Origin of the sequence: Mycolicibacterium pulveris (assembly GCF_010725725.1) — a bacterium.
In the GTDB taxonomy this organism is placed as follows: domain Bacteria; phylum Actinomycetota; class Actinomycetes; order Mycobacteriales; family Mycobacteriaceae; genus Mycobacterium; species Mycobacterium pulveris.
Map to the genome: position 1 here is coordinate 3,872,437 of NZ_AP022599.1, position 26,193 is coordinate 3,898,629.

The window sequence follows — 26,193 nt, forward strand, 5'->3', positions numbered from 1 at the left end:
TCCGCCTAGCCCGGATGGCCCGCCGGCCCGCCGAGGTCGACGAAATGGCGTGTTCTACTCGCACTTTCCCGCCCGGTTGTCCCTTTGGGCGAGAACGAGGGGCGAGAAGAAGCTAGGCCCGTCAGTCGGCGGGTTCGAACCACAGCGCGGCCAGCGGCGGCAGCACCATGACCGCCGAAGCGGGGCGGCCGTGCCACGGTTCGGCGGTCGCCTGCACCGCGCCGTAGTTGCCGATACCCGCGCCGTTGTAGATGTCGGCGTCGGTGTTGAGGACCTCACGCCAGGAGCCGGTGTGCGGCAGGCCAAGTCGATAGCGCGTGTGCTCGGCGCCTGCGAAGTTGAACACGCACGCCATCACCGAGCCGTCGTCGCCGTAGCGCAGGAAGCTGATCACGTTGTTGGCCGAGTCGTTGGCGTCGATCCAGGAATAGCCCTCGGGGCTGGTGTCGCGCGACCACAGCGCCCGCCGGTCGCGGTAGATGCGGTTCATGTCGTGCACCATGCGCTGAATGCCCGTCGAGTAGCTGTTCTCGTCGAGCTGATACCAGTCGACACCGCGTTCCTCCGACCACTCGGCGCGTTGGCCGAAGTCCTGGCCCATGAACAACAGCTGCTTGCCCGGATGCGCCCACTGGTAGGCCAGCAGGCCGCGTAACCCCGCGGCCTTGACGTGGTCGTTACCGGGCATGCGGCCCCACAACGTGCCCTTGCCGTGCACCACCTCGTCGTGGCTGATCGGCAGCACATAGTTCTCGCTGAACGCATAGAGCATCGAGAACGTGATCTCGTGGTGGTGATAGCTGCGGTGGATCGGGTCGCGTTTGATGAACTCCAGCGTGTCGTTCATCCATCCCATGTTCCATTTCATCGAAAAGCCAAGACCGCCGAGGTTTGTCGGGCGGGTGACACCCGGCCACGACGTCGACTCCTCGGCGACGGTCACCACGCCCGGCGTCACCTTGTGCACGGTCGCGTTCATCTCCTGCAAAAATTGCACGGCCTCGAGGTTCTCTCTGCCGCCGTAGATGTTGGGTGTCCAGCCGCCCTCCGGCCGCGAGTAGTCCAGGTACAGCATCGAGGCGACCGCGTCGACCCGCAGGCCGTCGATGTGGAACTCCTGACACCAGTACAGCGCGTTGGCCACCAGGAAGTTGCGCACTTCGGCGCGGCCGAAGTCGAACACGTAGGTGCCCCAATCGAGTTGCTCGCCCCGGCGGGGATCGGAGTGCTCATAGAGCGCTGTGCCGTCGAACCGGCCCAGCGCCCAGGCGTCCTTGGGAAAGTGGGCGGGCACCCAGTCCATGATCACCCCGATGCCGGCCTGGTGCAGCGTGTCGACGAGGAAGCGGAACTCGTCAGGCGTGCCGAGCCGTGAGGTCGGGGCGTAGTACGATGTCACCTGGTAGCCCCACGAACCGCCGAACGGATGCTCGGCCACCGGCATCAGCTCGACGTGCGTAAACCCCTGGGAAACCACGTATTCGGTGAGTTGCTCGGCCAGCTCCCGGTAGCTCAGTCCCGGCCGCCACGACATCAGGTGCACCTCGTAGGTGCTCATCGGCTCAAACACCGGGTTGTGCTCGGCGCGCCTGCGCATCCACTCGTCGTCGGCCCACCGGTACTCGCTGCGCGTCACCTTCGACGCCGTCTGCGGCGGCACCTCGGTGGCGAAGGCCATCGGATCGGCGCGGTCGCTGATCGAACCGTCCGCACCGTGCACCCGGAACTTGTACAGGCCCCCGACCTCGAAACCGGGCCAGAACAGCTCCCATACCCCCGTGGAACCGAGTACCCGCAGTTGCGCCTCGGCGCCGTCCCAGTGATTGAAGTCGCCAATCAGGCTGACGCCCTTGGCGTTCGGCGCCCACACCGCGAACGACACCCCGTCCACCACCCCGTCGGGTGTGGTGAACCGGCGCGGATGTGCACCCAGCGCCTCCCACAGCCGTTCGTGGCGGCCTTCGGCGAACAGGTGCAGGTCGACCTCGCCGAGGGTGGGCAGAAACCGGTAGGCGTCCGCGACGGTGTGCCGGTGGATCTCGCCGTCCGCACCGGCATAGCCCACCTCGAGGCGGTAGTCGATCAGGTCGGTGAACGGCAGCGCGACGGCGAACAGGCCGGCCTCGATGTGGGTGAACACGTACCGCTGGCCGCCGATCAGCGCGGCCACCTCGCGCGCGTGCGGCCGGTAGGCTCGGATCACGGTGTGGTCGTCGTACTCATGGGCGCCCAGAATCGAATGCGGATCGTGGTGTTCACCGGCCAGCAGGCGGTTGAGATCGGCGGTATGCGGCCGCAGATGGGGGCTGGTGCGCGGATTGGTCTGCGTCATGCTCACTCCCTACGCAGCAGGTTCAGGCGGTGCTCGGGGGACAGCTGTGGCATGTTCAGCACGTGCGCCACGGCCTTGCCCGGGTCGATGCGGACGTAATTGGCATGGCCCCACTGGTATTCCTCACCGGTGATCTCATCGCGCACCCAGAACCGGTCATGGGGCTCCATGCCCAGCGCCGCCATGTCCAGCCACAAGGTGGCCTCCTCGGCGCCGAACGGGTTGAGCGTCACCACCACCAGCACCTGGTCGCCCGTCACCGGATCGAACTTGCTGTAGGCCAGCAGCGCGTCATTGTCGGGATGGTGGAACTTGATGGTGCGCAGCTGATGCAACGCCGGATGGACCTGCCGAATCTCGTTGAGCTGGGTCAAGAACGGCTCCAGCGACTCGCCGTCGGCCAGGGCGGCCTCGAAGTCGCGCGGGCGCAGTTCGTACTTCTCCGAGTGCAGATACTCCTCGCTGCCTTCGCGCACCGCACGGTGCTCGAACAGCTCGTAGCCGGAGTACACACCCCACGACGGGCTCATGGTCGACGCCAGCACCGCGCGGATCGCGAACATGCCGGGACCGCCGTGCTGCAGGCTCTCATGCAGGATGTCTGGGGTGTTGACGAACAGGTTGGGCCGCGCATAGTCGGCGTGCTCGACGATCTGCTGGCCGAACTCGATCAACTCCCACTTCGCGGTGCGCCAGGTGAAGTACGTATAGGACTGCGTGAAGCCGAGTTTGGCCAGCCCGTAAAGGCGGGCGGGACGGGTGAACGCCTCGGACAGGAACAACACGTCGGGGTCGTGGTTCTTCACCTCGCCGATCAACCAGGCCCAGAAGTCCGGCGACTTGGTGTGCGGATTGTCGACCCGAAACACCTTGACGCCGTGCGAAATCCAGAACTTCACCACCCGCAGCACTTCCTGGTACAACCCGGCCGGGTCGTTGTCGAAGTTGAGCGGATAGATGTCCTGATATTTCTTCGGCGGGTTCTCCGCGTAGGCGATGGTGCCGTCGGGCAGCACCGTGAACCACTCGGGATGCTCGCGCGCCCACGGGTGATCGGGCGCGGTCTGCAACGCCAGATCCAGCGCGACCTCCAGGCCCTCGTCGCGGGCCGCGGCGACGAAGTCGTCGAAATCCTCGATCGTGCCCAGCTTCGGGTGCACCGCGTCGTGACCACCTTCGTCACTGCCGATCGCCCACGGCGAGCCGACATCGTCGGGGGCCGCGGTCACGCTGTTGTTGCGGCCCTTGCGGTGCACCTTGCCGATCGGGTGGACCGGGGGCAGGTACACCACGTCGAACCCCATCCGCGCGATCCGCGACAGCGCCTTGGTCGCCGTGGCGAAGGTGCCGTGGACGGGATTGCCGCTGGCGTCCCACCCGCCCGTCGACCGCGGGAACATCTCGTACCACGCGCTGAACCTGGCCAGTGGACGGTCGACCCACACGCCGTACCGCTCGCCGCGGGTGAGGAGTTCACGCAGCGGATACCGCGACAGCAGTTCGGTCACTGCCGGCGACAGCGCCGCGCCCGCGCGGGTGAACGGGTCGCCGGGCTCGCGCAGCCGGGCCGCCGCGTCGATCAGCGGGAACCGCTCCTGTCTCGGCACTCCGGCCGCGGCGCGCTCCAGCAGCCCCGCACCGACCAGCAGGTCGTTGGACAGTTCTCCTTCGCTCTGCCCGGCGTCCAGCTTCGCGGTCACGCTCTTGCGCCACGTCGCGATGGGATCGCCCCACCCGTCCACTCGGAAGGTCCACAGGCCGACGGCGTCGGGAGTGAACTGACCGTGGAACACGTCCGGGGTCTCCCCGGTCGACATGGGCAGAAGCTGCGGTTTGATGCGCGACGCCGGGGTGACCACTTCCTCGACGGGCACGGCTTCCGGGGCCCGCACCAGCCCGGGGGGATCGTCGACGAGTTTCGGGTACGCGGTGCCGTGATAGCGCACCACCAGCGTGGCGGCGACGGCGTCATGGCCCTCGCGCCACACCGTCGCCGACACCGGCACGACTTCGCCGACGACGGCCTTGGCCGGGTACCGACCGCCGGAAACGACAGGTGCGACGTCGTCGATTGCGATTCGACCGGTCACCCCACCACTCCTTACGTTCCTGGACACGTTCCTGGACATTTGCGTCCTCGGCACCGCCAGGTCCGGCGTCGTCTGCGCGCGCCTCGAGAACCTCCTGGCCGCCCTATACCCACCGTAATGCGCCCCCCAACCCCCGGACACCGAAGCGATCAGGGTTGGGACTGCGCGGGGGCGAAAGGTCAGTAAGGTGGAGTCGCGTGAAAGCCCTGAGACGGTTCACGGTGCGCGCACATCTTCCCGGTCGGTTGGCCGCGCTCGAACGGCTGTCCATCAACCTGCGCTGGACCTGGGACAAGCCCACCCAGGATCTGTTCGCCACCATCGACGAGAACCTGTGGCGGCAGGTCGGTTGCGACCCGGTGGCCCTGCTGGGTCAGGTCAGCCCCCAGCGCCTGGACGGGTTGGCGACCGACGAATCGTTTCTGGGCCGGCTCGACTCGCTCGTCGCCGATCTCGACGATTACCTGACCCGTCCCCTGTGGTATCAGCAGCAACTCGAATCCGGCGCTGAACTGCCCAACGGCATCGCGTACTTCTCGATGGAGTTCGGCGTGGCCGAGGTGTTGCCGAACTACTCCGGGGGCCTGGGCATCCTTGCCGGCGACCACCTCAAGTCGGCCTCCGATCTGGGCCTGCCGCTGATCGGCGTGGGGCTTCTGTACCGCTCGGGCTACTTCCGCCAGTCGCTGACCGCCGACGGCTGGCAGCACGAGAGCTACCCGTCGCTGGACCCGCAGGGCCTTCCGCTGCGACAGCTCACCGACGGCAGCAGCAATCCCGTGCTCGTCGAGGTGGCGATGCCCGGGGACAGCCAGCTGCGCGCGCGGATCTGGGTGGCCCAGGTGGGCCGAATCCCGTTGCTGCTGTTGGACTCCGACATCCCCGAAAACGACCACGGCCTGCGGGGGGTGACCGACCGGCTCTACGGCGGGGACCAGGAACACCGGATCAAACAGGAGATCCTCGCCGGTGTCGGCGGTGTGCGCGCGATCCGGGCGTTCATCGACCTGGAGGGCCGGCCGTCCCCGGAGGTGTTCCACATGAACGAGGGACACGCGGGATTTCTTGGCGTCGAACGCATCCGGGAGCTCATCGACGCCGGCCTGGATTTCGACACCGCGCTGACGGTGGTGCGCTCGTCCACGGTGTTCACCACCCACACCCCGGTGCCCGCGGGCATCGACCGGTTTCCGGTGGAGAGGGTCCGGCGGTATTTCGGCAGTGGTGTCGACGAGAGCGCGGACGACGAGCAGGGATCGAGCGCGCCGGCGGAGGAGACCTCGCGGCTACTGCCGGGCGTTCCGCTGGACCGCATCGTGGCGTTCGGCGCCGAAGAGGATCCGACGAAGTTCAACATGGCGCACATGGGTCTGCGGCTGGCGCAGCGGGCCAACGGGGTGTCGCTGCTGCACGGCGAGGTCAGCAGGCAGATGTTCAACGGGCTGTGGCCGGGTTTCGATCCCAGCGAGGTGCCGATCGGCTCGATCACCAACGGCGTGCACGCGCCGACCTGGGCGGCGCCGCAGTGGTTGGAGCTGGGCCGCGAGCTGATCGGGGCCAACCCGCAGGGGGAGCCAGCGGTGTGGGAACCCGCGGTGTGGGAGCGGCTGCACCAGGTCGACCCCGGGCACATGTGGTGGATCCGCTCGCAGCTGCGCAGCCAGCTCATCGAGGACGTGCGGGCGCGGCTACGGCGGTCGTGGGCCGAACGCGGGGCGGCTGATGCTGAACTGGGTTGGATCGCAACGGCTTTCGATCCCGAGGTGCTGACCATCGGGTTCGCGCGGCGGGTGCCGACGTACAAGCGGTTGACGTTGATGCTGCGCGACCCCGAACGCTTGGAGCGGCTGCTGCTCGACGAGAAGCGCCCGATCCAGCTCATCGTGGCGGGTAAGTCCCATCCCGCCGACGAGGGCGGCAAGGCGCTGATCCAACAGGTGGTGAAGTTCGCGGATCGACCCGAGGTGCGGCACCGCATCGCGTTTCTGCCCGACTACGACATGTCGATGGCCCGGCAACTGTACTGGGGATGCGACGTGTGGCTGAACAACCCGCTGCGACCGTTGGAGGCGTGCGGCACATCCGGGATGAAGAGCGCACTCAACGGCGGGTTGAACCTGTCGATCCGCGACGGCTGGTGGGACGAGTGGTACGACGGTGAAAACGGTTGGGAGATACCGACTGCCAACGGACTGGCCGACGAGAACCGGCGCGACGATCTCGAGGCCGCCGCCCTCTACGACCTGCTCGAACAGTCGGTGACGCCGAAGTTCTACGACCGCGACGACCGGGGCATCCCGACCCGGTGGGTGGAGATGGTGCGGCACACGCTGATCGCGCTGGGGCCGAAGGTGCTGGCGTCGCGCATGGTTCGTGATTACACCGAGAAGTACTACGCGCCCGCCGGCCAATCCCTGCGTAAGACGGTGCAACCCGGCGCGGACGGGGAACCGTTCGGCGCGGCCCGTGATCTGGCGGCCTACCGGCGGCGAGCCGAGGACGCTTGGCCGAAGATCCAGATCACCGACGTCGACAGCTCGGGGCTGCCGGACACCCCGCTGCTCGGCTCGGAGCTCACCTTGACCGCGACCGTGCAACTGGCCGACCTGCGACCGGAGGAGGTGACGGTGCAGGCCGTGCTTGGGCGCGTCGACGCGAGCAACAACCTGGTGAATCCGGTGACCGTGCCGATGCAGCACACGGGCACGACCGAGGGTGGCAACGCCAGATTCTCGACGACCACGCCGCTGCCGGTCGCCGGCCCGGTCGGGTACACGGTGCGGGTGTTGCCCCACCATCCGCTGCTGGCCGGTGACAACGAGCTCGGCCTCGTCACCCACCCGTGATCCCCGCGCTCAAGGTTGCGGTCGACGGCGGACCCTACGGGCTGGCCGCCGGCGCTGACGACGCGCTGTGGGTGACGCTGGTGCACGCGGGTGCCATCGCGCGCGTGACGACGACCGGCGATGTCACGGTGTATCCCGTTGCACCGCAGAGTCGCCCGTCGATCATCACCGCCGGCCCCGACGGCGCGTTGTGGTTCACCCGCACCGGTGACGACCACATCGGCCGGATCAGCACGGCGGGCGAGTTGAACGCGTTTCCTCTCGGCGAGGACCGCGGCCCCTACGGCATCACCGCCGGTGCCGACGGCGCGTTGTGGTTCACCGCCATGACGTCCGGTGAAATCGGCCGGATCTCGGTCGACGGGGAGGTGACCGAATGGCATGCCGTCGGCGGGGCACCGTCGATGATCACAACCGGGCCCGACAACGCCTTGTGGTTCACCCTCAACCAGGCCAACGCCATCGGCCGGCTGTCACCGGCTGATGGGTTGACTGTGCGGGAATTGCCAACTGCCGCGGCCGGACCCGTGGGTATCGCCGCAACCCACGATGACGCGGTGTGGTTCACCGAGATATCCGCCGAGAAGCTGGGCCGCATACCGTTGCAGGACGCGATCCAGGAGATCGACCTGCCCGGCAAGCCGCACGCGGTGGTGGCCGACCCCGGCGACGGGGTGTGGGTCAGTCTGTGGGGCTCCCATCAGATCGCCAGGGTCAGCGAAGACGGTGAAATCGTCACGATCGACCTTCCTCGGGGCAGCGAGCCGCACGGAATCGCCATCGGCCCCGACGGCGCCCCGTGGGTCGCGCTCGAGGCGGGGTTCGTGCTGCGGATGCCGATCTGAGCAATTATCTGGACACCTGTTCAACGACCTCGAGGGCCCGGGTAGGTTGCCTGACAGTGCGTCAATTGACACAACGTGTGGCGCGTGTGGCGAAGGACTTCAGCAGTGGCTCTTGGAACTGGACTGCGGCGCGGCATCGCTGTGTTGGCGATCGGGGGAGTGATCGGTGGCCTGGACGCCGGGACGGCAGCGGCCGAACCGGTCGTGGGGCCCGTCGTCGACGTCGCCCCGGCGGCACCGACGCCGGAGGCCGCGCCGGGACCTGACGACGCACCAACGCCGCCGGACGGCGCGGTCGAGTCCACGCCGCCGGCGGTGACGGACACCCCCGACGGCTGGACGCTCACCCTGTCGGCCGACGACGAGATTCAAGCTCCGATCCCGCCGCTCACCACGGCGCTGTCGACCCGCGAATACGTCGTCGGCGGCACCTACACCGGTTCGATCACCGGCCCCGACGACACCCCGGCCGGAGGCACGCTCGAGGTCGGCTACGAGATCGGCTGCGGCATCGACATGAGCACGTCCAACGGTGTCTCGCTGACCGGCACCGCCGGCATCAACCCGTCGATGGGAATCCTGGGCATCGATGCCGCGGGCCCGATCGAGATCGGCGTGCTGCCGACCGTCGGCGCCAACATCGGCGGCGGCATCACCGTCGGGCTCAAGCCCGGCCTGGTCAACGTGGTCCCGGTGACGAAGAAGGAGTTCACCGGCGCCGACCCGTGGGTGAAGGTGAGCAACTTCCGGGTCAGGATCGACGGCTGCGTCGGCGAGTCCTTCATCCGTTCCTATGCGTTCCTGACCCGCTCGACCGACATGTCCGAAGCGGTGCTGGCCTGGTACGGCGTCACCAAGAAGGTCTAGCCCCTCCTCCGGGCGAAATAGCATTCCGGGTCGTCGCGCGTGCGAATTGGCGACCCGGAATGCTATTTCGCGGGCTGCGGTAAGCAAACCGGCGGCCGCGGGACACCGCGGGGGTCAGTCGAAGCGCTTGAAGCAGCGCTCCTGGTCGCCGAGCACCCCGACGCGAAACGCGTCGATCCGGGAGAACCCCGACGGCACCGACTCGCCGTTGACGTCGCTGGCGACCAGGCCGTTGGTGAGAATGCCCGACACCGCCTCGTCGAGATCGCCTGCGGTCAACGTGACGGTGTGGCCGTCGGAGGTGGTGACCGACCGGGACAGCTTCGTGGTGGCCACGCCGGTGAGGCAGGCGGTGCGCAGCGCAGCCGCGGCGTTGTCGAGTGCGACGCCGCCCTGCTCGTGCTGGATGGCTTGCATGAACCGCGACACCAGCACCGAATAGGCGGTGTTGTCGCCGCTGGCCAGCCCGCCGGCACCGGCGGTGTCGGCGGGGGTGCCCATCTCGGTCAGCTCGTCGAGGTCGACGGCGATCGTGTTGGTGGGCGGGCAGTACGACACCGCCGCGCTCGGGCGGATGTCGGGACAGTCGGCCGGCGCGAAGCTCAGTCGCGGCGGGTCGGCGGGCCGGAAGAGGATGTCCAGCGCGTCGACGATCGCGCGCACCGACGACTCGCTGACCTCCCACTCGCCGGTTTCGTCCGCGCCGAGCAGCACGGGCAGGTCACCGCGACGCTGGCCGATCTCGCGCATGTCGATCGATTTGCATGCGGCGGCACCGTCGGTGAAACCGAATTGGAACGCCGAGAGCCGTTCGAACGCCGAACCGTGCTCGTCGATGCCGGCCGCGGGATCGATCTCGGTCATCAACGGGTCGCGGAACGCGATCACCGCGGCCAGCACGTTGTTGAGGCCCTCACCGGTGGACAGGGTGAACCGCGGAGAGTTGTCCTCGGCCACCCACCGCATGTAAACCCCGGCGAGACAGTCGGCCTGCTGTTCGGCGACCAGCGTCGGGGTGGCGATGTCAGCCATCTCGGCCTGACGCTGCACGGCGTGGCCGTACTCGTGGGCCAGCACCATCGTGACGCCCATGTCGCCGTAGGCCCGCTGCAGGTCGGGCATCAGCTCGCCGCGATCCCACCCGATGGTCCGGTCGTCGTGGCAGAAACCGGCGTTGACCAGGCCGTAGGTGTCCTCGCCGCAGAACTCGACGTTGTCGAAGCCGTTGGCGTCCCAGGAGTACAGCGCCTTGACCCGGCGGAACGTCCCCCCGAACGGTTCGCTGAACGCGCCCTCCCAGAACTCCTCGACATCGCTGACGGCCTGGCGTGCCAGCTCGTCGATGTCGCTGTCGTCGGTGCCCTGTACCTTGCGCGTCGGTTCCCCGGCGTCGGACCGCAGCCCGGAGGGCCCGTCGGTTGCGGGCATGCCCGCGACCCGGAACGGGTCGGCGAACACCGAGACGGGCCTGCCCTGCAGCGTGGTCGAGCAGCCGGCCACAAGAAGCGTCGACGCCACCGCGATCACCGCGCCCACCAGGTGTCGTCGCCCCATGGGGATATACCTAATACGCCTGACTTCGCCCAAAGGGACATTTGGGCGCGAAAGTGCGAGTGAATTTCGCCATTACGTCGATCTCGGCGCAAATCGCAAACAAGGTCAGGCGTCACGCAGCCGCTGCAGCGCCTCGCGCACCCGGATCGGATCGGTCGTCGCCCAGAACGGCGGCAGCGACGCGCGCAGATACCCGCTGTAGCGCGCGGTGGCCATCCGCGAATCCAGCACCGCCACCACGCCGCGGTCCTCGACGGTGCGCAGCAGGCGGCCCGCGCCCTGCGCCAACAGCAGTGCCGCGTGGCTGGCGGCCACGGCCATGAACCCGTTGCCGCCGCGAGCGGCCACCGCGCGTTGGCGCGCGGTCAGTAGCGGATCGTCGGGTCGCGGAAACGGGATGCGGTCGATGAGCACCAGCGACAGCGACGGACCCGGCACGTCGACGCCCTGCCACAGCGACAACGTGCCGAACAGCGAGGTCTCGGGGTCTTCGGCGAACCTTTTCACCAGCGCCGAGGTGGTGTCCTCACCCTGACACAGCACCGGGGTGTCGAGGCGCTCACGCATGATCTCGGTGGCGGCCTTGGCCGCCCGCATCGACGAGAACAGGCCCAAGGTGCGCCCGCCCGCCGCGGTGACCAGCGCCGCGATCTCGTCGAGCTGTTCGGCGTTGGATGTCGCCGACTCCGCGGCTCCGGCCCCGCTGCCGCGATGCCCCGGCGGCGGAAGATGCGCGGCGACGTAGAGGATGCCCGACGTCGCGTGCTCGAACGGCGACCCGACGTCGATGCCGCGCCACTTGGTGTCCTCGCCGTCCAGCCCCCACGCCGAGGCCATCGCGTCGAACGTGCCGCCGATGGTCAGCGTCGCCGACGTCAGCACCGTGGTCGAGTGCTCGAACAGCCTGTCGCGCAGCAGCCCGGCCACCGACAGCGGCGCCACCCGCAACACCGCGCGCACGTTACCGCGGTTGTCCTCGTGCTCCAGCCACACCACGTCGCTGCGGTCGGGGATGGCCGGCACGAACGAGTCGAGGATGCGCGACGCGGTGTCGGCGACGTCGGTCAGCGCGGTGACCGCCTCCGCCCGCGCCGACGCGGCCTTCGGATCGCTGGGGCTGGTGTCGATCGCCGAGCGCACCTGGTGGGCGGCGTCGCGCAGCGCGGTCAGATACGTCGCCAGCTCGTCGTCGAGCCGGTCGATGCGCCCGGGCGTGCCGTCGTGAATGGCCGACGAGATCGTTGCGGTCGCCGCCTCCAGCCGTTGGGAGAGTTCGGCGTCGACGAGACGCGCGGCCCGCCGCTGCGCCACGCCCAGCGACGTCGCCGACAGCTCGCCGGTCGCCACCGACGTCACCCGGTCGACCAGCTCGTGCGCCTCGTCGACCACCAACAGGCGATGTTCGGGCAGCACGGCCGCATCCGAGATCGCGTCGATGGCCAACAGGGCGTGGTTGGTGACGACGACGTCGGCAGCGCCGGCTTTTTCGCGGGCCCGTTCGGCGAAGCAGTCGGTGCCGAACGGGCACCGCGACACCCCGATGCACTCTCGCGCGGACACGCTCACCTGCGACCACGACCGGTCCGGCACCCCGGGCGTCAACTCGTCGCGATCTCCGGTGTCGGTGTCGGATGACCACGCGATCAGCCGCTGCACGTCGCGCCCCAGCGCGCTTGTGGCCATCGGCTCGAACAACTCTTCCTGCGGCCGGTCTTCAGGCTCGGCTGCGGCTCCGTTGTGAATCTTGTTCAGGCACAGGTAATTTCCGCGGCCCTTCAGCAGCGCGAACGACGGGGTCCGGGGCAGGGCATCGGTCAGCGACTTCGCCAGCCGAGGCAGGTCGCGGTCCACGAGCTGGCGTTGCAGCGCAATGGTCGCCGTGGACACCACGACCGGTTCGTCGATCTCGAGGGCCCGCGCGATGGCGGGCACCAAATAGGCCAGCGACTTGCCGGTGCCGGTTCCGGCCTGGACCGCAAGGTGCTCACCGGTGTCGAAGGCGTGCGCCACCGCCTCGGCCATCTCGATCTGGCCGCTGCGCTGACTCCCGCCCAACGAGGCGACCGCCGTCGCGAGCAGGTCTGTGACGTCTCTCGTGGTGCCTCCTATGTTGCGCGCGCGACCATGCGGGTCGGGATCGCCGGCTCGCCTCGGGACAACGCCAGACCGTGCCACGGCAAGCTTTTCAGCCCGGCGCGGACCCGTTCGCGCGCGGTTTCCAGGCTGAGATCGCCGACGGGCTCGCCGCCGCGCACCAACGGCTCGGTCAGCGGTCGCTCGGCCAGCCCACGCTGGCCGGCAGGCGGTTCCCCGTACCGATGGACCACCTCCTCGACCACGGTGCCGGTGGTCTTGGCCAGTCGTGTCGCCTGCTTGCGCCCGCCGTGGGATTCCTTGTGGCTGCTGCGCTTCTCCACCGGCATCCCGTCGACCTCGACGAGCTTGTACACCATGCCCGCGGTCGGCGCGCCCGAGCCCGTCACCAACGAGGTGCCGACACCGAAGATGTCGACGGGCTCGGCCCGAAGCGCGGCGATGCCGAACTCGTCCAGATCGCCGGAGACCACGATGCGGGTGCGGTGCGCGCCCAGCCGGTCGAGTTGGTCGCGGACCTGACGGGCCAGCACGCCGAGATCGCCGGAGTCGATGCGCACCGCGCCGAGTTCCGGACCGGCCACCTCGACGGCGTTGGCCACCCCGGCGGTGATGTCGTAGGTGTCGACCAGCAGCGTGGTGTCCGCGCCAAGCGCCTCGACCTGCGCCTTGAACGCCGCCTTCTCGTTCGGCCGCCCCTCCGGTGCGGTGTACAGCAGCGTGAATGCGTGGGCGCTGGTGCCCACCGCCGGAACGCCGTGGACGCGCTGCGCCTCGAGATTGGAGGAGGCGGTGAACCCGGCCAGGTAGGCGGCCCGCGCGGCGGCGACGGCGGCCTGCTCGTGCGTGCGCCGGGAGCCCATCTCGATCAGCGCGCGTCCCTCGGCCGCCGACACCATGCGAGCGGCCGCCGACGCGATCGCGCTGTCGTGGTTGAAAATCGACAGCGCCAGGGTCTCCAACACCACGCATTCCCCGAAGGTGCCGTGCACCGACAACACCGGCGAGCCCGGGAAATACAGTTCACCTTCGCCGTATCCGTCGACGTCACCGCTGAACCGGTAGTCGGCGAGATAGGCCAGGGTCTCGCGGTCACAGAAGTCCGAAAGCAGCGAGAGCGCCTCGTCGTCGAACGTGAACTGTGCCAACGCATCAACGAACCGGGCGGTTCCGGCGACCACGCCGTACCGGCGTCCGTCGGGCAGGCGGCGCGCGAAGATCTCGAACGTGGTCCGGCGGTGGGCCGTCCCGTCGCGCAGGGCGGCGGCGAGCATCGTCAGCTCGTATTTGTCGGTGAGCAAAGCCAGGGACATCCCCGTGGACGTCGAGACCACACCGCAACCGTAGTAGTTCAAAGCCGCAAGTACGCCCCGGCTATCCTTAAACACATGGTGACACCGGCCAAGGCCCGACCGGGGACGCACGAGGAGCGTGATGTCGCCACGTACGAGGCGACGGATGTTCCTTGGGTGACCATCGTCTGGGACGACCCGGTCAACTTGATGACCTACGTGACGTACGTCTTCCAGAAGCTGTTCGGCTACAGCGAGCCGCACGCGACCAAACTCATGCTGCAGGTGCACAACGAAGGCAAGGCCGTGGTGTCGGCGGGCAGTCGTGAGTCGATGGAGGTCGACGTGTCCAAACTCCATGCCGCCGGTTTGTGGGCGACAATGCAGCAGGACCGCTGACAGAACAGTGCGTAAATGGAAGCGGGTCGACACTCCCGACGGCCCACGCTTCCGCTCGGCGCTCGCCGCACACGAGGCGGCGCTGCTGCACAGCCTCGCCACGTCCATGATCGGCATGCTCGACGAGCGCCAATCCTCTGCTCCTGCAGACGAACTCGAACAGATCACCGGAATGCGCACCGGGAATTCCGCGCCGCCACAGGACGAGACGATGAAACGCCTGCTGCCCGACTTCTACCGCTCCCAGACCGACCATCCCGCCGGTTCGGGCACCGTCGAGTCGCTCAACAGCGCGCTGCGCAGCCTGCACGAGCCCGAAATCATCGACGCGAAAATTCAAGCCGCACAGCAGCTTCTGGAGACCCTTCCGCGCGATGGCGGCAAGCTCGAACTGCGTGAGGACGACGCGCACGCCTGGGTCGCAGCGGTCAACGACATGCGGTTGGCGCTGGGCACCATGCTCGGGGTCAAGGCGGGCGGGCCGGACGCGTTGCCCGCCGATCACCCGCTGGCCGGGCACCTCGACGTGTACCAGTGGCTGACCGTGCTGCAGGAGTATCTGGTCCTCGGGCTCATGGGCAAACCGCGTTGATCGGCGCGTGCGGACACACTCGCGAAAAGAGCACACAGTGACGGGTTCAATCACCGATGTCGCCGGCGTCCTCGTCGGACAACACCACCGCGTCGACGCCGACGCCACGCTGGGCTCGGGCTGGGCCAGTGGCACCACGGTGGTGCTGGCCCCGCCAGGCACCGTCGGCGCCGTCGACGGCCGCGGCGGTGCGCCCGGCACTCGCGAGACCGACCTGCTCCACCCGAGCAACACCGTGCGCCACGTCGACGCGGTGGTGCTGTCGGGCGGCAGCGCGTTCGGGCTCGCCGCCGCCGACGGCGTGATGCGGTTTCTGGAGGAACAGGGCCGCGGGGTGGCGCTGGAGGGCGGGGTGGTGCCCATCGTGCCCGCCGCGGTGGTCTTCGATCTGCCCGTCGGCGGCTGGGGTTGCCGGCCGACGGCGGAGTTCGGGTACACCGCCGCCTGCAACGCCGGTACCGAGGTCGCGGTCGGCACCGTCGGCGCGGGCACCGGCGCCCGGGCCGGCGTCCTCAAGGGCGGCGTCGGCACCGCGTCGACGACGCTGGAGTCGGGCGTGACGGTTGGGGCGGTGGTGATCGTCAACTCGGCCGGTGACGTGGTGGACCGCGCGACCGGGCTGCCGTGGCTGGCCGAGGACATCGAAACGCTGGGCCTGGTGGCGCCGCCGACCGACCAGCTCGCGGCCTACGCCGACCGGCACACCGAGTTCAGCCCGCTCAACACCACCATCGCCGTCGTGGCCACCGACGCGGTGCTGAGCAAGGCGGGATGCGCCCGCGTCGCCGTCGCCGCGCACGACGGGCTGGCCCGCACCATCCGGCCGTGCCACACCCCACTCGATGGGGATACGGTGTTTGCGCTGGCCACCGGCGCCGTCGAGGTGCCGCTCGACCCGGAAACCCCGGCGTCGATGTCGCCGGAGACGCCGCTGGTCACCGCGATCGGCGCGGCCGCCGCGGACTGTCTGGCCCGTGCGGTGCTGGTCGGTGTGCTGGCGGCGGAGTCGGTGGCCGGAATACCGACGTACCGGGACCTGTTGCCCGGAGCGTTCGGGTGACGTCGCCGAACCGGCATTCCAGCAGCGCCTCAAGCGGCGTTTGGCCGCTGGAATACAGTTTTGCGACAGAAAGGGAATGACTGTGCTGGTGATTCGGGCCGACCTGGTCGACGCCATGGTCGCGCACGCCCGTGCCGACCATCCCGACGAGGCCTGCGGGATCATCGCCGGGCCGGAGGGCTCCGATCGGCCCGAGCGGTTCATCGCGATGACCAACGCCGAACGGTCCCCGACGTTCTACCGCTTCGACTCGATGGAGCAGTTGAAGGTGTGGCGGGCGATGGAGCAGGCCGGCGAGGCGCCCGTCGTCATCTACCACTCACACACCGCGACCGAGGCCTACCCCAGCCGCACCGACATCTCTTTGGCTTTCGAACCCGACGCCCACTACGTGCTGGTGTCCACCCGCGACCCCGACGAGCACGAGCTACGCAGCTACCGCATCGTCGATGGTGTCGTCACCGAGGAACCCGTCAAGATCGTCGAGCAGTATGTCGAGCAGTATGAGGAGCAACCATGACCGTGAACGTCTCGATTCCGACCATCCTCCGCACCCACACCGGCGGAGAAAAGCGGGTCACCGCATCCGGTGACACGCTGGCGGCGGTGATCGACGACCTCGAGGCGAACTATTCGGGCATCCGCGAACGGCTGATGGACAAGGCCAATCGGGGCAAGCTGAACCGCTTCGTCAACATCTACGTCAACGACGAAGACGTGCGGTTCTCCGGCGGGCTCGACACCACGATCTCCGACGGCGACTCGGTGACCATCCTGCCCGCCGTCGCCGGCGGTTGATCTTGGCGCGTTACGAATCGCTGCTGGACACGCTCGGCAACACCCCGCTGGTGGGGTTGCGGCGGCTGTCGCCGCGATGGGACGACGAGGCCGACGGCGCCCCCCACGTGCGGTTGTGGGCCAAGCTCGAGGACCGCAACCCGACCGGCTCCATCAAGGACCGGCCCGCGCTGCGGATGATCGAGGACGCCGAGCGACGCGGCCTGCTCGCGCCGGGGGCGACGATCCTCGAGCCGACGAGCGGCAACACCGGCATCTCGATGGCGATGGCCGCGCTGCTCAAGGGCTACCAAATGATCTGCGTGATGCCGGAGAACACGTCGATCGAACGCCGTCAGCTGCTCGAACTCTACGGCGCGCGCATCATCTTCTCGCCGGCCGAAGGCGGGTCGAACACCGCGGTCGCGCACGCGAAAGAGCTTGCGCGACAAAACCCGTCGTGGGTGATGCTCTACCAGTACGGCAACGAGGCAAACACGCTGTCGCACTACGAGGGCACCGGCCCCGAGCTGTTCGCCGACCTGCCCGAGATCACCCATTTCGTGGCCGGGCTGGGCACCACGGGCACGCTGATGGGCACCGGCCGATATCTGCGTGAGCAGGTGCCCGGTGTGCAGATCGTGGCCGCCGAACCCCGATACGGCGAAGGGGTGTATGCGCTGCGCAATATCGACGAGGGGTTCATCCCCGAGCTGTATGACCCCGACGTGCTGACCACCCGCTACTCGGTCGGCTCTTATGACGCCATTCGGCGCACCCGCGAACTCGTCCAGGTCGAAGGCATATTCGCCGGTATCTCCACCGGCGCGGTGCTGCACGCCGCGCTGGGCATGGCGGCCAAGGCGACGATGGCGGGTGAGCGGGCCGACATCGCGTTCGTCGTCGCCGACGCCGGGTGGAAGTACCTGTCCACCGGCGCCTACGCCGGTAGCCTGGATGAGGCCGAAGACGCGCTGGAAGGACAGCTATGGGCGTGACAGGCGGCTATCCCGGCGCGGCCGGGCCCGCGCAGCGCAAGAAGCGCCCCGCCTGGGTGGTCGGCGGCCTGACGATCGTCAGCTTCGTCGTGCTGTTGTGGTTGATCGAGCTGTGGGACTCGCTGACCGGACATCGGTTGGACAACAACGGCATCCGGCCGCTGGAAAGCGACGGGCTGTTGGGCATCCTGTTCGCGCCGCTGCTGCACTCGGACTGGGATCACCTGATCGCCAACTCCGTTCCCGCGCTGGTGCTCGGCTTCTTGATGACGCTGGCGGGCATGTCGCGGTTCATCTTCGCCACGGCGATCGTGTGGATCCTCGGCGGCCTGGGCACCTGGCTGATCGGCAACGTCGGCGTGCACTGCCCGTACGTCGGGGTGTCCTGCGAGACCAACCACATCGGCGCGTCGGGGCTGATCTTCGGCTGGCTGGCGTTTCTGATCGTGTTCGGCTTCTTCACGCGCAACATCTGGGAGATCGTGATCGGTGTGGTGGTGTTGCTGCTGTACGGCGGCATCCTGCTGGGCGTGCTGCCCGGCACCCCCGGTGTCTCCTGGCAGGGGCATCTGAGCGGAGCGGTCGCCGGCGTCGTCGCCGCCTACCTGCTGTCGGGGCCCGAACGTAAGGCGCGCGCACTGCGGCGGCCGGTCCAGTCGCCGCGCCTGCCGTCGTGACGGAGCCGTCGGGCCGCGCGGCGCTCCCGGTCGGCATCTTCGACTCGGGGGTCGGCGGGTTGACGGTCGCCCGCGCGATCATCGACCAGTTGCCCGACGAGGACATCCTCTATGTCGGCGACACCGCCAACGGGCCGTACGGGCCGCTGACCATCCCGCAGATCCGCGCGCACGCGCTGGCGATCGGCGACGATCTGGTGGCGCGCGGGGTGAAGGCGTTGGTGATCGCCTGCAACTCGGCGTCGTCGGCGTGCCTGCGCGACGCCAGGGAACGCTACGCCCCGGTGCCCGTCGTCGAGGTGATCCTGCCCGCGGTGCGACGCGCGGTGGCCGCGACCCGCAACGGCCGCATCGGCGTCATCGGCACGCAGGCGACCATCGCGTCGGGGGCCTATCAGGATGCCTTCGGGGCGGCGCGGGACACCGAGGTGATCGCGGTGGCCTGCCCGCGGTTCGTCGACTTCGTCGAGCGGGGGGTGACCAGCGGACGCCAGGTGCTCGGCCTGGCCGAGGGCTACCTGGAACCGCTCCAACGCGCCGAGGTCGACACGCTGGTGCTGGGCTGCACGCACTACCCGATGCTGTCGGGTCTGATCCAGTTGGCGATGGGCGAGCACGTGACCCTGGTGTCCAGCGCGGAGGAAACCGCCAAGGACTTGCTGCGGGTGCTCACCGAACTCGATTTGCTGCGCCCACACCCGGAGGATCCGGCCGCCGGCGGTGCGCAGCGCGTCTTCGAGGCGACCGGCGATCCTGAGTCGTTCACCACACTGGCGGCCCGATTCCTCGGTCCGTCGCTTGACGGTGTTCGACCTGTGCAACGTCACGTCGGCGCCGGGAAGTGATTTACCGCAAGAAAGGGTTGCAAACGGGCGATGTCTTCGTCAGACGCGTGGCGGGCATGGCAAGCTAGAGTGCGTGCGAATCACCGTTCTCGGCTGCTCCGGCAGCGTCGTCGGGCCTGATTCGCCAGCCTCGGGATATTTGATCTCCGCGCCGGATACTCCGCCACTGGTCGTCGATTTCGGGGGCGGCGTACTGGGCGCGCTGCAACGCTACGCCGACCCCAACGATGTGCACGTGCTGCTTTCGCATCTGCATGCCGACCATTGCCTTGACCTTCCCGGGTTGTTCGTGTGGCGGCGCTACCATCCGTCGCCGGCCAAGGAACCCGGTGTGCTCTACGGCCCGGCGAACACCTGGGCACGGCTGGGTGCCGCGTCCTCACCCGAGGGCGGGGAAATCGATGACTTCTCTGACGTTTTCGAGGTGCGCCACTGGGTGCACGATCAACCGGTGACCATCGGCTCGCTGACCGTGGTGCCGAAGCTTGTTTGCCACCCCACCGAGTCCTACGGGTTGCGGTTCATCGATCCGTCCGGTGCGACGTTCGTCTACAGCGGCGACACCGGCTACTGCGACGCGCTGATCGACTTGGCCCGCGGCGCCGACGTGTTCCTGTGCGAGGCGTCGTGGACGCATTCACCGGACCGGCCGCCGAACCTGCATCTGTCGGGCACCGAGGCCGGCCGGGCGGCCGCGCGGGCCGGCGTCGGCGAGCTGTTGTTGACCCACATTCCGCCGTGGACGTCACGCGAGGACGTGATCAGCGAGGCGAAGGCGGAGTTCCACGGCCCGGTGCACGCGGTGGTGTGCGGGGAGACGTTCGACGTCCCCCGCAAGCCGTAGCCGCACGCCTTATTTCCGCCCAACGGGACATTTGGGCGCCAAAGTGCGAGAAGAACGCGCCAAAACGTCGATCTCGGTGATGACGGAGCCACCCGATAGGGTTGGCCCGTGTCCACACGAGAAGACGGTCGGCGCGACGACGAACTGCGACCGGTCCGCATCACCCGCGGCTTCACCACACACCCCGCCGGGTCGGTGCTGGTCGAGTTCGGCGAAACCCGCGTCATGTGCACCGCCAGCGTCACCGAAGGTGTGCCGCGCTGGCGCAGGGGCACCGGGCAGGGCTGGCTGACCGCCGAATACGCGATGCTGCCTGCCGCGACCCACGAGCGCTCGGACCGCGAGTCGGTCAAGGGCCGAGTCGGCGGGCGAACCCAGGAGATCAGCCGGCTCGTCGGCCGGTCGCTGCGCGCGTGCATCGACCTGGCGGCGCTGGGGGAGAACACCATCGCGATCGACTGCGACGTCCTGCAGGCCGACGGCGGTACCCGCACCGCGGCGATCACCGGCGCCTACGTCGCGCTGGCCGACGCGGTGACCTACCTGGCCGCCGCCGGCAAACTGGCAGATCCCCGGCCACTGTCGTGCGCGATCGCGGCCGTCAGTGTCGGCGTCGTCGACGGACGCATCCGCGTCGACCTGCCCTACTCCGAAGACTCCCGCGCCGAAGTCGACATGAACGTCGTCGCCACCGACACCGGGACGCTCGTGGAGATCCAAGGCACCGGAGAGGGCGCGACGTTCCCGCGCTCGACGCTGGACAAGATGCTCGACGCTGCGATGGGCGCCTGCGAGCAGATCTTCGAAATCCAGCGCCAGGCACTGGAATTGCCGTACCCGGGGAAGCTGCCGGAATCCCCGGAGCCGCCGAAGAAGGCGTTCGGAAGCTGACCTCGCTGCTGGTGGCCAGCCGCAACCGCAAGAAGCTGGCCGAGCTGCACCGCGTCCTCGACGCCGCCGGGGTGTCGGGGTTGACGCTGCTGTCCCTTGACGACGTGGCACCGTTCGACGAAGCACCGGAGACCGGTGCGACGTTCGAGGACAACGCGGTGGCCAAGGCGCGCCAGGCGTTTCGGGCCACCGGGCTGGCGACGGTGGCCGACGACTCCGGGCTGGAAGTCGACGCGCTGAACGGGATGCCGGGGGTGTTGTCGGCGAGGTGGTCGGGCACGCACGGCGATGCCGCCGAAAAAGACCGAGCCAACACCGCGTTGCTGCTGGCGCAACTGCGCGACGTGCCCGACGAGCGGCGCGGCGCGGCGTTCGTGTCGGCCTGCGCGCTGGTGCACGACGCGGGCGAGGTCGTCGTGCGGGGGGAGTGGCGGGGCGGCATCGCGCACGAGCCACGCGGCGACGGCGGCTTCGGCTACGACCCGGTGTTCGTGCCCGCCGGGTCGACGAGAACCGCCGCCGAGCTGAGCCCCGCCGAGAAGGACGCGGTGTCGCATCGCGCGCGGGCGTTGACGGCGCTGCTGCCGGCGTTGCGCGAACTGGCCGGCTGAGGGCGCGGCGCTCTCAAGGCCGCGAACGTGCCGTTTCATCCGAACACGCCGTCGTGCGCGTATCAAAACGCACATTCGCGAACCGGCGAACTGGCCGGCGCCTAACGCGGATTTTGTATAGCCGATCTAATCGGTAGCATGCCCGGGGTGCGTAGCCGCCGCTCCACCCTCTCCGACGTCGACGGCGCACGCACCCGGCATCCGGCGATCGTCGTCGCGGTCCTCGCCGCCGCCGGCATCAGCGTGTCGCTGATGCAGACCCTGGTGATCCCGCTCATCCCCGAACTGCCCGCGCTGCTGCACACCAACGCCGCCAATGCGTCGTGGGTGATCACCGCGACGCTGCTCACCGCCGCGGTGGCGACGCCGGTGTTCGGCAGGCTCGGCGACATGTACGGGCCCAAGCCGATCCTGCTGATCTGCGCGGTCCTGTTGACGGCCGGTTCGTTGCTCGTGGCGACGACGAACGCGTTGGTCCCGGTGATCGTCGGCCGCGCGTTGCAGGGCTTCGGCATACCGATCATCCCGTTGGGCATCAGCGTGCTGCGGGCGACCGTCCCGCCGCACCGGGTCGGCACGGCGATGGGGTTGATGAGTTCCTCGCTCGGGGTGGGCGGGGCGCTGGGGCTTCCGCTGTCGGCGATCATCGCCGACCGTTTCGACTGGCATGCGCTGTTCTGGTTCGCCGCCGCCCTCGGTGTCGCATCCGGCCTGCTGTTCGCGGTGCTGGTGCCTCGGATTCCCGCGACGTCGAACGATCGCTTCGACCCGCTCGGCACGATCGGGCTGGCCGCCGGGCTGGTGACGCTGCTGCTCGGCATCTCCAAAGGCGGGGACTGGGGCTGGACCAGCGTGACGACGCTGGGGATGTTCGTGACGTCGATCGTCGTCTTCGGCTTCTTCGCGCTGTGGCAGTTTCGCACCGCCGCACCGATCGTCGACCTGCGGACCACGTTGAAGCGGCCGGTGCTGAGCACGAACGTGGCGTCGATCGCGGTGGGGTTCGCGTTGTTCGCGATGTCGTTGATCGGACCGCAGGTCCTCGAGCTGCCGCCGGCAACGGGCTACGGGTTGGGCCAGAGCATGCTGCAAGCCGGTCTGTGGCTGGCGCCCGGCGGGCTGGCGATGATGGTCTCCGCGCCGATCGCATCGCGGGTGGCGGCGGCGCACGGGCCGAAGTCCACGCTGATCATCGGCAGCCTGGTCGTGTCGGGCTCGTATCTGGCGGGGTTGGCGCTGATCGGCAGCGCGTGGCAGGTGTCCCTGTTTAACGTGCTGGTCAGTGTCGGGGTCGGGTTCGCGTTCGCGTCGATGCCCGCGTTGATCAACGCGGCTGTGCCGATCTCGGAAACCGCTGCGGCTAACGGGATCAATGCGCTGGCACGGTCACTGGGCACCTCCATCTCCAGTGCCGTGGTGGGCGCCGTGCTCGCAGGCGCGACGGTCTCGGTTGCGGGCCAGGACTATCCGTCGCTGACCGCGTTGCGGATCGCGTTGGTGATCGCTGCGGGGATGGCGGCGCTTGCCGCGCTGCTGGCCGTGCTGATTCCCGCCATGGTCGACGGGGCCGACGACGCCGTCGTGCAGGAACGGGAGCCGGTCACAAGCCGAAGCGTTCCTTGATCTCCTTGGTCTGCACCTGCTCGACGATGATCCCGACCAGCGGAATGGTGCCCGCCAGCAGCACGCCGATGGTCTTGGCGATCGGCCAGCGCACCTTCACCGCGAGGTTGGCGGTGAAGAGCAGATAGACGAAGTACACCCAGCCGTGGACGACCGCGATCCAGTTCAGGCCCTCGACGTCATAGACGTACTTCATCACCATCTCGTAGCACAGCGCGATCAGCCAGATACCGGTCGTCCAAGCGAGAACGCGGTAGCCCATTAGCGCCTTGCGGATGGCGTCGATGGGGGTGGTGGGCGCGGGGGTTTCGGTCATGACGTCGGCTGTTCCTTGTCTTTCTGGGCGTCTTTCTCTGCGAGCTCGGCGAGGTAGGCGTTGTACTCCCGCAACGCGGGATCGGCGTCGGTGTCGGGTCGCGGCGTGTGGCGTTCGGGCAGCAGTCCGGCGGGAATTTCGGTGACGGCATCGCCGCTGGGCTGCGCGGGTGGCGCTTCTTCGTAGCGGACGAACTTGTAGTAGGCGTATATGAGGAAGCCGGCGAACATCGGCCACTGCAGCGCGTAGCCGAGGTTCTGGAAATCGCCGGACGTGGACTCGAAGCGGGTCCACTGCCACCACGCCAGGGCCAGACAGCCGGCGGCGCCGACGATCACCAGGGCGATGAGCGCCGGTCTGCTACGCCGTGTAGTGGACACCATTCAACGGTACCGCGATGGCCTTCGGCCCGACGAACTCATCCAGCCGCGCAGTGGCCGCTTTGCGGTAAACGGAGATGATGTATCTGCTCGACCGGGTCCAGGGGATGTCGAGCCTGTCGAGCGCGGCGGTGAACAATCCCAGGATGTCTTCGGATCGGTTTGTGAAGTGGTACCGGATGCTGCGTACCCCGCGATCGTTGGCGACGACGCGGCAGCCGTCGGAATGGATGAGGCCGAGAACGAACTCTTCGGTTGCCTGGTCGACGAGTGCTTGCTGCCAGGGCGCGAGTTTGATCGGCCTCTCATGCTTTTTGCCCGGACCGTGTTGAGGAAATAGGCAGGGCCAGTGTCTAGAGAAAAGGTAGACATCGACACATCCGACACGCTGCACGAGTCCCGCGCGTTGACCTGGCATCAGCAATCCGATGGCGTAACAGCACCGATTGATAATCGCCGGATACTTTTTGTCGAGGGTGATCCGCAGGCGCCATACTCGACGTGTCCGTGAGATGTTCCCGTCCCCGAGGTATAGACCCAGCACATAGCTGTACGCGGCGGGCGGTAGGACTGAGAAGTCATGGACGACACCGCATTCGCTTTCGCGCGTGTGCCTCGACGCGATCTGCGGTTTGTTCCGCCAGTCCCGCACCGTAGAACGCGGTATACCGAGTTGACGTGCGACCGCCGAAGCGTTGGCGCCGGATGCGATGAGGCGCATTGCGGCCTCAAACTCTTCTGCTGACCGCACCCTCTGCCCCCGCCTTTCTGCGTTTTCCTCAAGATATGCGGCACGGCCGACATATCTGGGTGAAGGTTTTGGGCGGTACGATCGCCACGATGCGGGCGTGATGGAACGGCAGACATGCCGGCTTTAGGTGCCGGTGCTCGAAAGAGCGTGTGGGTTCGAATCCCACCGCCCGCACCACCCCTTGCGCGCTCGATCGTTCACCGAAATCTGCCGGACGGTCGTTCCGGCGACGACAGAGCGACCGTCACGCAGAACTCGGCGGTCCTCAGCGACGCCGGTCGAAGCTACGCGTTCTGAGGGGAAGTGACTTCCGGGTCGGCGGACTGCCTGACAAAGCAGACGATGCTGCCGGTGAATCCGACCGCCGCGATCACACCGAACACCAGGGCCAGTATGCCGTCGCCGACCGTCCAGCTGGCCAACGCCACCGCGATCGCGATCACGCCCGCGATGTTGAGGATGAGCCCCGTCGTCGCAACCGCCTCTGACCAGGCCTCAGAACCGGTGTCCTCGGACGGTGCGGAGGTACGTCCGCGCATCAAGCTCTCCCATCGGCGATGCAAATCCAGATGCCGAGGAATTGACCGCTAGGACAGTTTCTAAACGTGGTGCGGGTGGTCCGTCGTCAGCCGAGACCGCTGCCGACCCGTTTGCGGTACGTCGTGGGCGTCTCGCCGCAGAACTGGGTGAACGCCCGGGTGAACGAGCTGAGGCTGTCGAAGCCGACCGCCGACGACGTCTCCTGCACGGATTGCCCCGGCGCGGCCAATAGCGCCATGGCCCGCAACATCCGGGCATGCAAAAGATATGTCCGCCAAGGAATTCCAAGCGTGTCCTGAAACAGCCGCCGCAACGTCCGTTCGGACACCGCGACGGCGCGGCTGACGTCGTCGACGGTGACGGTGTCGAGATGCGCTTTCGTGTAGGCCATCGCGGCGGCGACGGTCGGGTGCTCCGAGGTGGGCAGGCTCAACGGCGCCTCGTGATCGAGGGCTTCGCGGACCAGATCGGCCAACGTCCGAAAGAAGCTGTCCGACACCCGCTCATCCTCGGCGGAGCCCGGTCTGCGGTCGATCGGCCAGCGCAGCGCGTAGAGCATCATCTCCCGGACCAGCGGTGAGACCGCGATGATCCGGGCGCGGTCCCCGCCGTCGGGAAGCAACAGTGGGTCGAACATCACCGCGACGGTGCGGACGTTCGGGTTCATCCGTGCCTGATGTTGCAGGCCGACGGGGATCCACGCCGCCTGTTGCGGCGGCAGCAGGTAGTGCGCCGAGTCGGTCTCCACCTCGACCACGCCGCCGACCGCGTACTCGATCTGGTGCACGTCGTGCGAGTGCCAACCCGTGATGAGCTCGTCGCCGTGATACAGGTAGCTGCCGGCCAGCGCCCGGCCGCCGCGGCGCAGGTCGATCACGCGACGCGAACCCGTCGCGTTGGCCGATTCGGCCAAGAGTCTGTCCGATCGCGCAGAGACGGTCACGTCTGCACACGGTACTACTGGGGATA

The 26,193-nt window shown here is 68.2% G+C and carries 25 protein-coding genes and 1 tRNA gene; 16 read left to right on the forward strand and 10 right to left on the reverse strand.

Features of this window, described 5'->3' with window-relative positions; genetic code table 11:
* Positions 1-121: 121 nt before the first annotated feature.
* A complete protein-coding gene (glgB, locus tag G6N28_RS18760; protein WP_163902873.1) occupies positions 122-2,332 on the reverse strand; it encodes a 1,4-alpha-glucan branching protein GlgB in 2,211 nt (736 codons plus the stop codon).
* Between the two features lie 2 nt (positions 2,333-2,334).
* A complete protein-coding gene (locus tag G6N28_RS18765; protein WP_163902875.1) occupies positions 2,335-4,422 on the reverse strand; it encodes an alpha-1,4-glucan--maltose-1-phosphate maltosyltransferase in 2,088 nt (695 codons plus the stop codon).
* Positions 4,423-4,619: 197 nt separating this feature from the next.
* On the opposite strand from G6N28_RS18765, the gene glgP reads away from it, so the two are divergent.
* The 3 genes from glgP (at position 4,620) to G6N28_RS18780 (ending at position 8,980) form a co-directional block, all read left to right on the forward strand.
* Positions 4,620-7,268, forward strand: coding sequence for an alpha-glucan family phosphorylase (gene glgP / locus G6N28_RS18770; protein WP_163902878.1), 2,649 nt, complete (start codon positions 4,620-4,622; stop codon positions 7,266-7,268).
* Complete coding sequence (locus tag G6N28_RS18775; protein ID WP_163902880.1) at positions 7,265-8,113, forward strand: virginiamycin B lyase family protein; 849 nt, start codon at positions 7,265-7,267, stop codon at positions 8,111-8,113. Before glgP ends, G6N28_RS18775 begins: the two co-directional genes overlap by 4 nt.
* Before the next feature lie 105 nt (positions 8,114-8,218).
* Positions 8,219-8,980 carry an MspA family porin gene (locus tag G6N28_RS18780; protein ID WP_163902882.1) on the forward strand — a complete coding sequence of 254 codons (762 nt, stop codon included), beginning with the start codon at positions 8,219-8,221 and terminating at the stop codon, positions 8,978-8,980.
* A gap of 114 nt (positions 8,981-9,094) precedes the next feature.
* Here the strand turns inward: G6N28_RS18780 and G6N28_RS18785 are convergent, their stop codons facing one another.
* The 3 genes from G6N28_RS18785 to G6N28_RS18795 form a co-directional block, all read right to left on the reverse strand.
* Positions 9,095-10,534, reverse strand: a complete 1,440-nt coding sequence (locus G6N28_RS18785; protein ID WP_163902884.1) for a neutral zinc metallopeptidase — start codon at positions 10,532-10,534, stop codon at positions 9,095-9,097.
* A gap of 105 nt (positions 10,535-10,639) precedes the next feature.
* Positions 10,640-12,589, reverse strand: coding sequence for an ATP-dependent DNA helicase (locus G6N28_RS18790; RefSeq protein ID WP_407664975.1), 1,950 nt, complete (start codon positions 12,587-12,589; stop codon positions 10,640-10,642).
* A 50-nt stretch (positions 12,590-12,639) separates the two neighbouring features.
* Positions 12,640-13,941 carry a nicotinate phosphoribosyltransferase gene (locus G6N28_RS18795; RefSeq protein ID WP_163906400.1) on the reverse strand — a complete coding sequence of 434 codons (1,302 nt, stop codon included), beginning with the start codon at positions 13,939-13,941 and terminating at the stop codon, positions 12,640-12,642.
* A gap of 75 nt (positions 13,942-14,016) precedes the next feature.
* On the opposite strand from G6N28_RS18795, the gene clpS reads away from it, so the two are divergent.
* The 12 genes from clpS (at position 14,017) to G6N28_RS18855 (ending at position 23,237) form a co-directional block, all read left to right on the forward strand.
* Positions 14,017-14,319 carry an ATP-dependent Clp protease adapter ClpS gene (clpS, locus tag G6N28_RS18800; protein WP_163902886.1) on the forward strand — a complete coding sequence of 101 codons (303 nt, stop codon included), beginning with the start codon at positions 14,017-14,019 and terminating at the stop codon, positions 14,317-14,319.
* A gap of 7 nt (positions 14,320-14,326) precedes the next feature.
* Positions 14,327-14,911, forward strand: a complete 585-nt coding sequence (gene aosR / locus G6N28_RS18805; RefSeq protein WP_163902888.1) for an oxidative stress transcriptional regulator AosR — start codon at positions 14,327-14,329, stop codon at positions 14,909-14,911.
* Between the two features lie 37 nt (positions 14,912-14,948).
* Complete coding sequence (locus G6N28_RS18810; protein ID WP_163902890.1) at positions 14,949-15,971, forward strand: P1 family peptidase; 1,023 nt, start codon at positions 14,949-14,951, stop codon at positions 15,969-15,971.
* Positions 15,972-16,047: 76 nt separating this feature from the next.
* Positions 16,048-16,491, forward strand: a complete 444-nt coding sequence (locus tag G6N28_RS18815; RefSeq protein WP_179962114.1) for a M67 family metallopeptidase — start codon at positions 16,048-16,050, stop codon at positions 16,489-16,491.
* The gene (locus tag G6N28_RS18820; RefSeq protein ID WP_163902892.1) at positions 16,488-16,769 is read left to right on the forward strand and encodes a MoaD/ThiS family protein; all 282 of its coding nucleotides are present in this window, start codon (positions 16,488-16,490) and stop codon (positions 16,767-16,769) included. Before G6N28_RS18815 ends, G6N28_RS18820 begins: the two co-directional genes overlap by 4 nt.
* 2 nt (positions 16,770-16,771) lie before the next feature.
* Positions 16,772-17,746, forward strand: coding sequence for a cysteine synthase (locus tag G6N28_RS18825; protein WP_163902894.1), 975 nt, complete (start codon positions 16,772-16,774; stop codon positions 17,744-17,746).
* The gene (locus tag G6N28_RS18830; RefSeq protein WP_163902896.1) at positions 17,737-18,423 is read left to right on the forward strand and encodes a rhomboid family intramembrane serine protease; all 687 of its coding nucleotides are present in this window, start codon (positions 17,737-17,739) and stop codon (positions 18,421-18,423) included. The genes G6N28_RS18825 and G6N28_RS18830 overlap by 10 nt, the downstream gene beginning before the upstream one ends.
* On the forward strand, positions 18,420-19,268 hold the full coding sequence (murI, locus tag G6N28_RS18835) for a glutamate racemase (protein ID WP_163902898.1): 849 nt from the start codon (positions 18,420-18,422) through the stop codon (positions 19,266-19,268). The genes G6N28_RS18830 and murI overlap by 4 nt, the downstream gene beginning before the upstream one ends.
* A gap of 73 nt (positions 19,269-19,341) precedes the next feature.
* On the forward strand, positions 19,342-20,112 hold the full coding sequence (locus G6N28_RS18840) for a cyclic nucleotide-degrading phosphodiesterase (RefSeq protein WP_163902900.1): 771 nt from the start codon (positions 19,342-19,344) through the stop codon (positions 20,110-20,112).
* Positions 20,113-20,220: 108 nt separating this feature from the next.
* Positions 20,221-21,003: a ribonuclease PH gene (rph, locus tag G6N28_RS18845; RefSeq protein ID WP_163902902.1), complete on the forward strand. Its 783-nt coding sequence runs from the start codon at positions 20,221-20,223 to the stop codon at positions 21,001-21,003.
* Complete coding sequence (gene rdgB, locus G6N28_RS18850; RefSeq protein ID WP_179962219.1) at positions 21,000-21,614, forward strand: RdgB/HAM1 family non-canonical purine NTP pyrophosphatase; 615 nt, start codon at positions 21,000-21,002, stop codon at positions 21,612-21,614. Before rph ends, rdgB begins: the two co-directional genes overlap by 4 nt.
* A gap of 147 nt (positions 21,615-21,761) precedes the next feature.
* Positions 21,762-23,237 (forward strand): MFS transporter, encoded by a 1,476-nt coding sequence (locus G6N28_RS18855; RefSeq protein WP_407664976.1) that lies wholly within the window; start codon positions 21,762-21,764, stop codon positions 23,235-23,237.
* Here G6N28_RS18855 and G6N28_RS18860 read toward each other — a convergent pair.
* The 3 genes from G6N28_RS18860 to G6N28_RS18870 are packed head-to-tail and all read right to left on the reverse strand — an operon-like array spanning position 23,215 to position 24,684.
* Complete coding sequence (locus G6N28_RS18860) at positions 23,215-23,553, reverse strand: DUF3817 domain-containing protein (RefSeq protein WP_064891896.1); 339 nt, start codon at positions 23,551-23,553, stop codon at positions 23,215-23,217. The two genes, G6N28_RS18855 and G6N28_RS18860, sit on opposite strands and share 23 nt — an antisense overlap.
* On the reverse strand, positions 23,550-23,933 hold the full coding sequence (locus G6N28_RS18865; protein WP_163902906.1) for a hypothetical protein: 384 nt from the start codon (positions 23,931-23,933) through the stop codon (positions 23,550-23,552). The genes G6N28_RS18860 and G6N28_RS18865 overlap by 4 nt, the downstream gene beginning before the upstream one ends.
* A complete protein-coding gene (locus tag G6N28_RS18870) occupies positions 23,914-24,684 on the reverse strand; it encodes a helix-turn-helix domain-containing protein (protein ID WP_235674629.1) in 771 nt (256 codons plus the stop codon). Before G6N28_RS18870 ends, G6N28_RS18865 begins: the two co-directional genes overlap by 20 nt.
* A 91-nt stretch (positions 24,685-24,775) precedes the next feature.
* On the opposite strand from G6N28_RS18870, the gene G6N28_RS18875 reads away from it, so the two are divergent.
* Positions 24,776-24,861, forward strand: a tRNA-Leu gene (locus tag G6N28_RS18875).
* 107 nt (positions 24,862-24,968) lie between these two features.
* On the opposite strand, the gene G6N28_RS18880 is transcribed toward G6N28_RS18875, so the two are convergent.
* On the reverse strand, positions 24,969-25,223 hold the full coding sequence (locus G6N28_RS18880) for a hypothetical protein (RefSeq protein WP_128108859.1): 255 nt from the start codon (positions 25,221-25,223) through the stop codon (positions 24,969-24,971).
* 86 nt (positions 25,224-25,309) lie between these two features.
* On the reverse strand, positions 25,310-26,167 hold the full coding sequence (locus G6N28_RS18885) for an AraC family transcriptional regulator (RefSeq protein ID WP_163902908.1): 858 nt from the start codon (positions 26,165-26,167) through the stop codon (positions 25,310-25,312).
* Between the last annotated feature and the right edge of the window lie 26 nt (positions 26,168-26,193).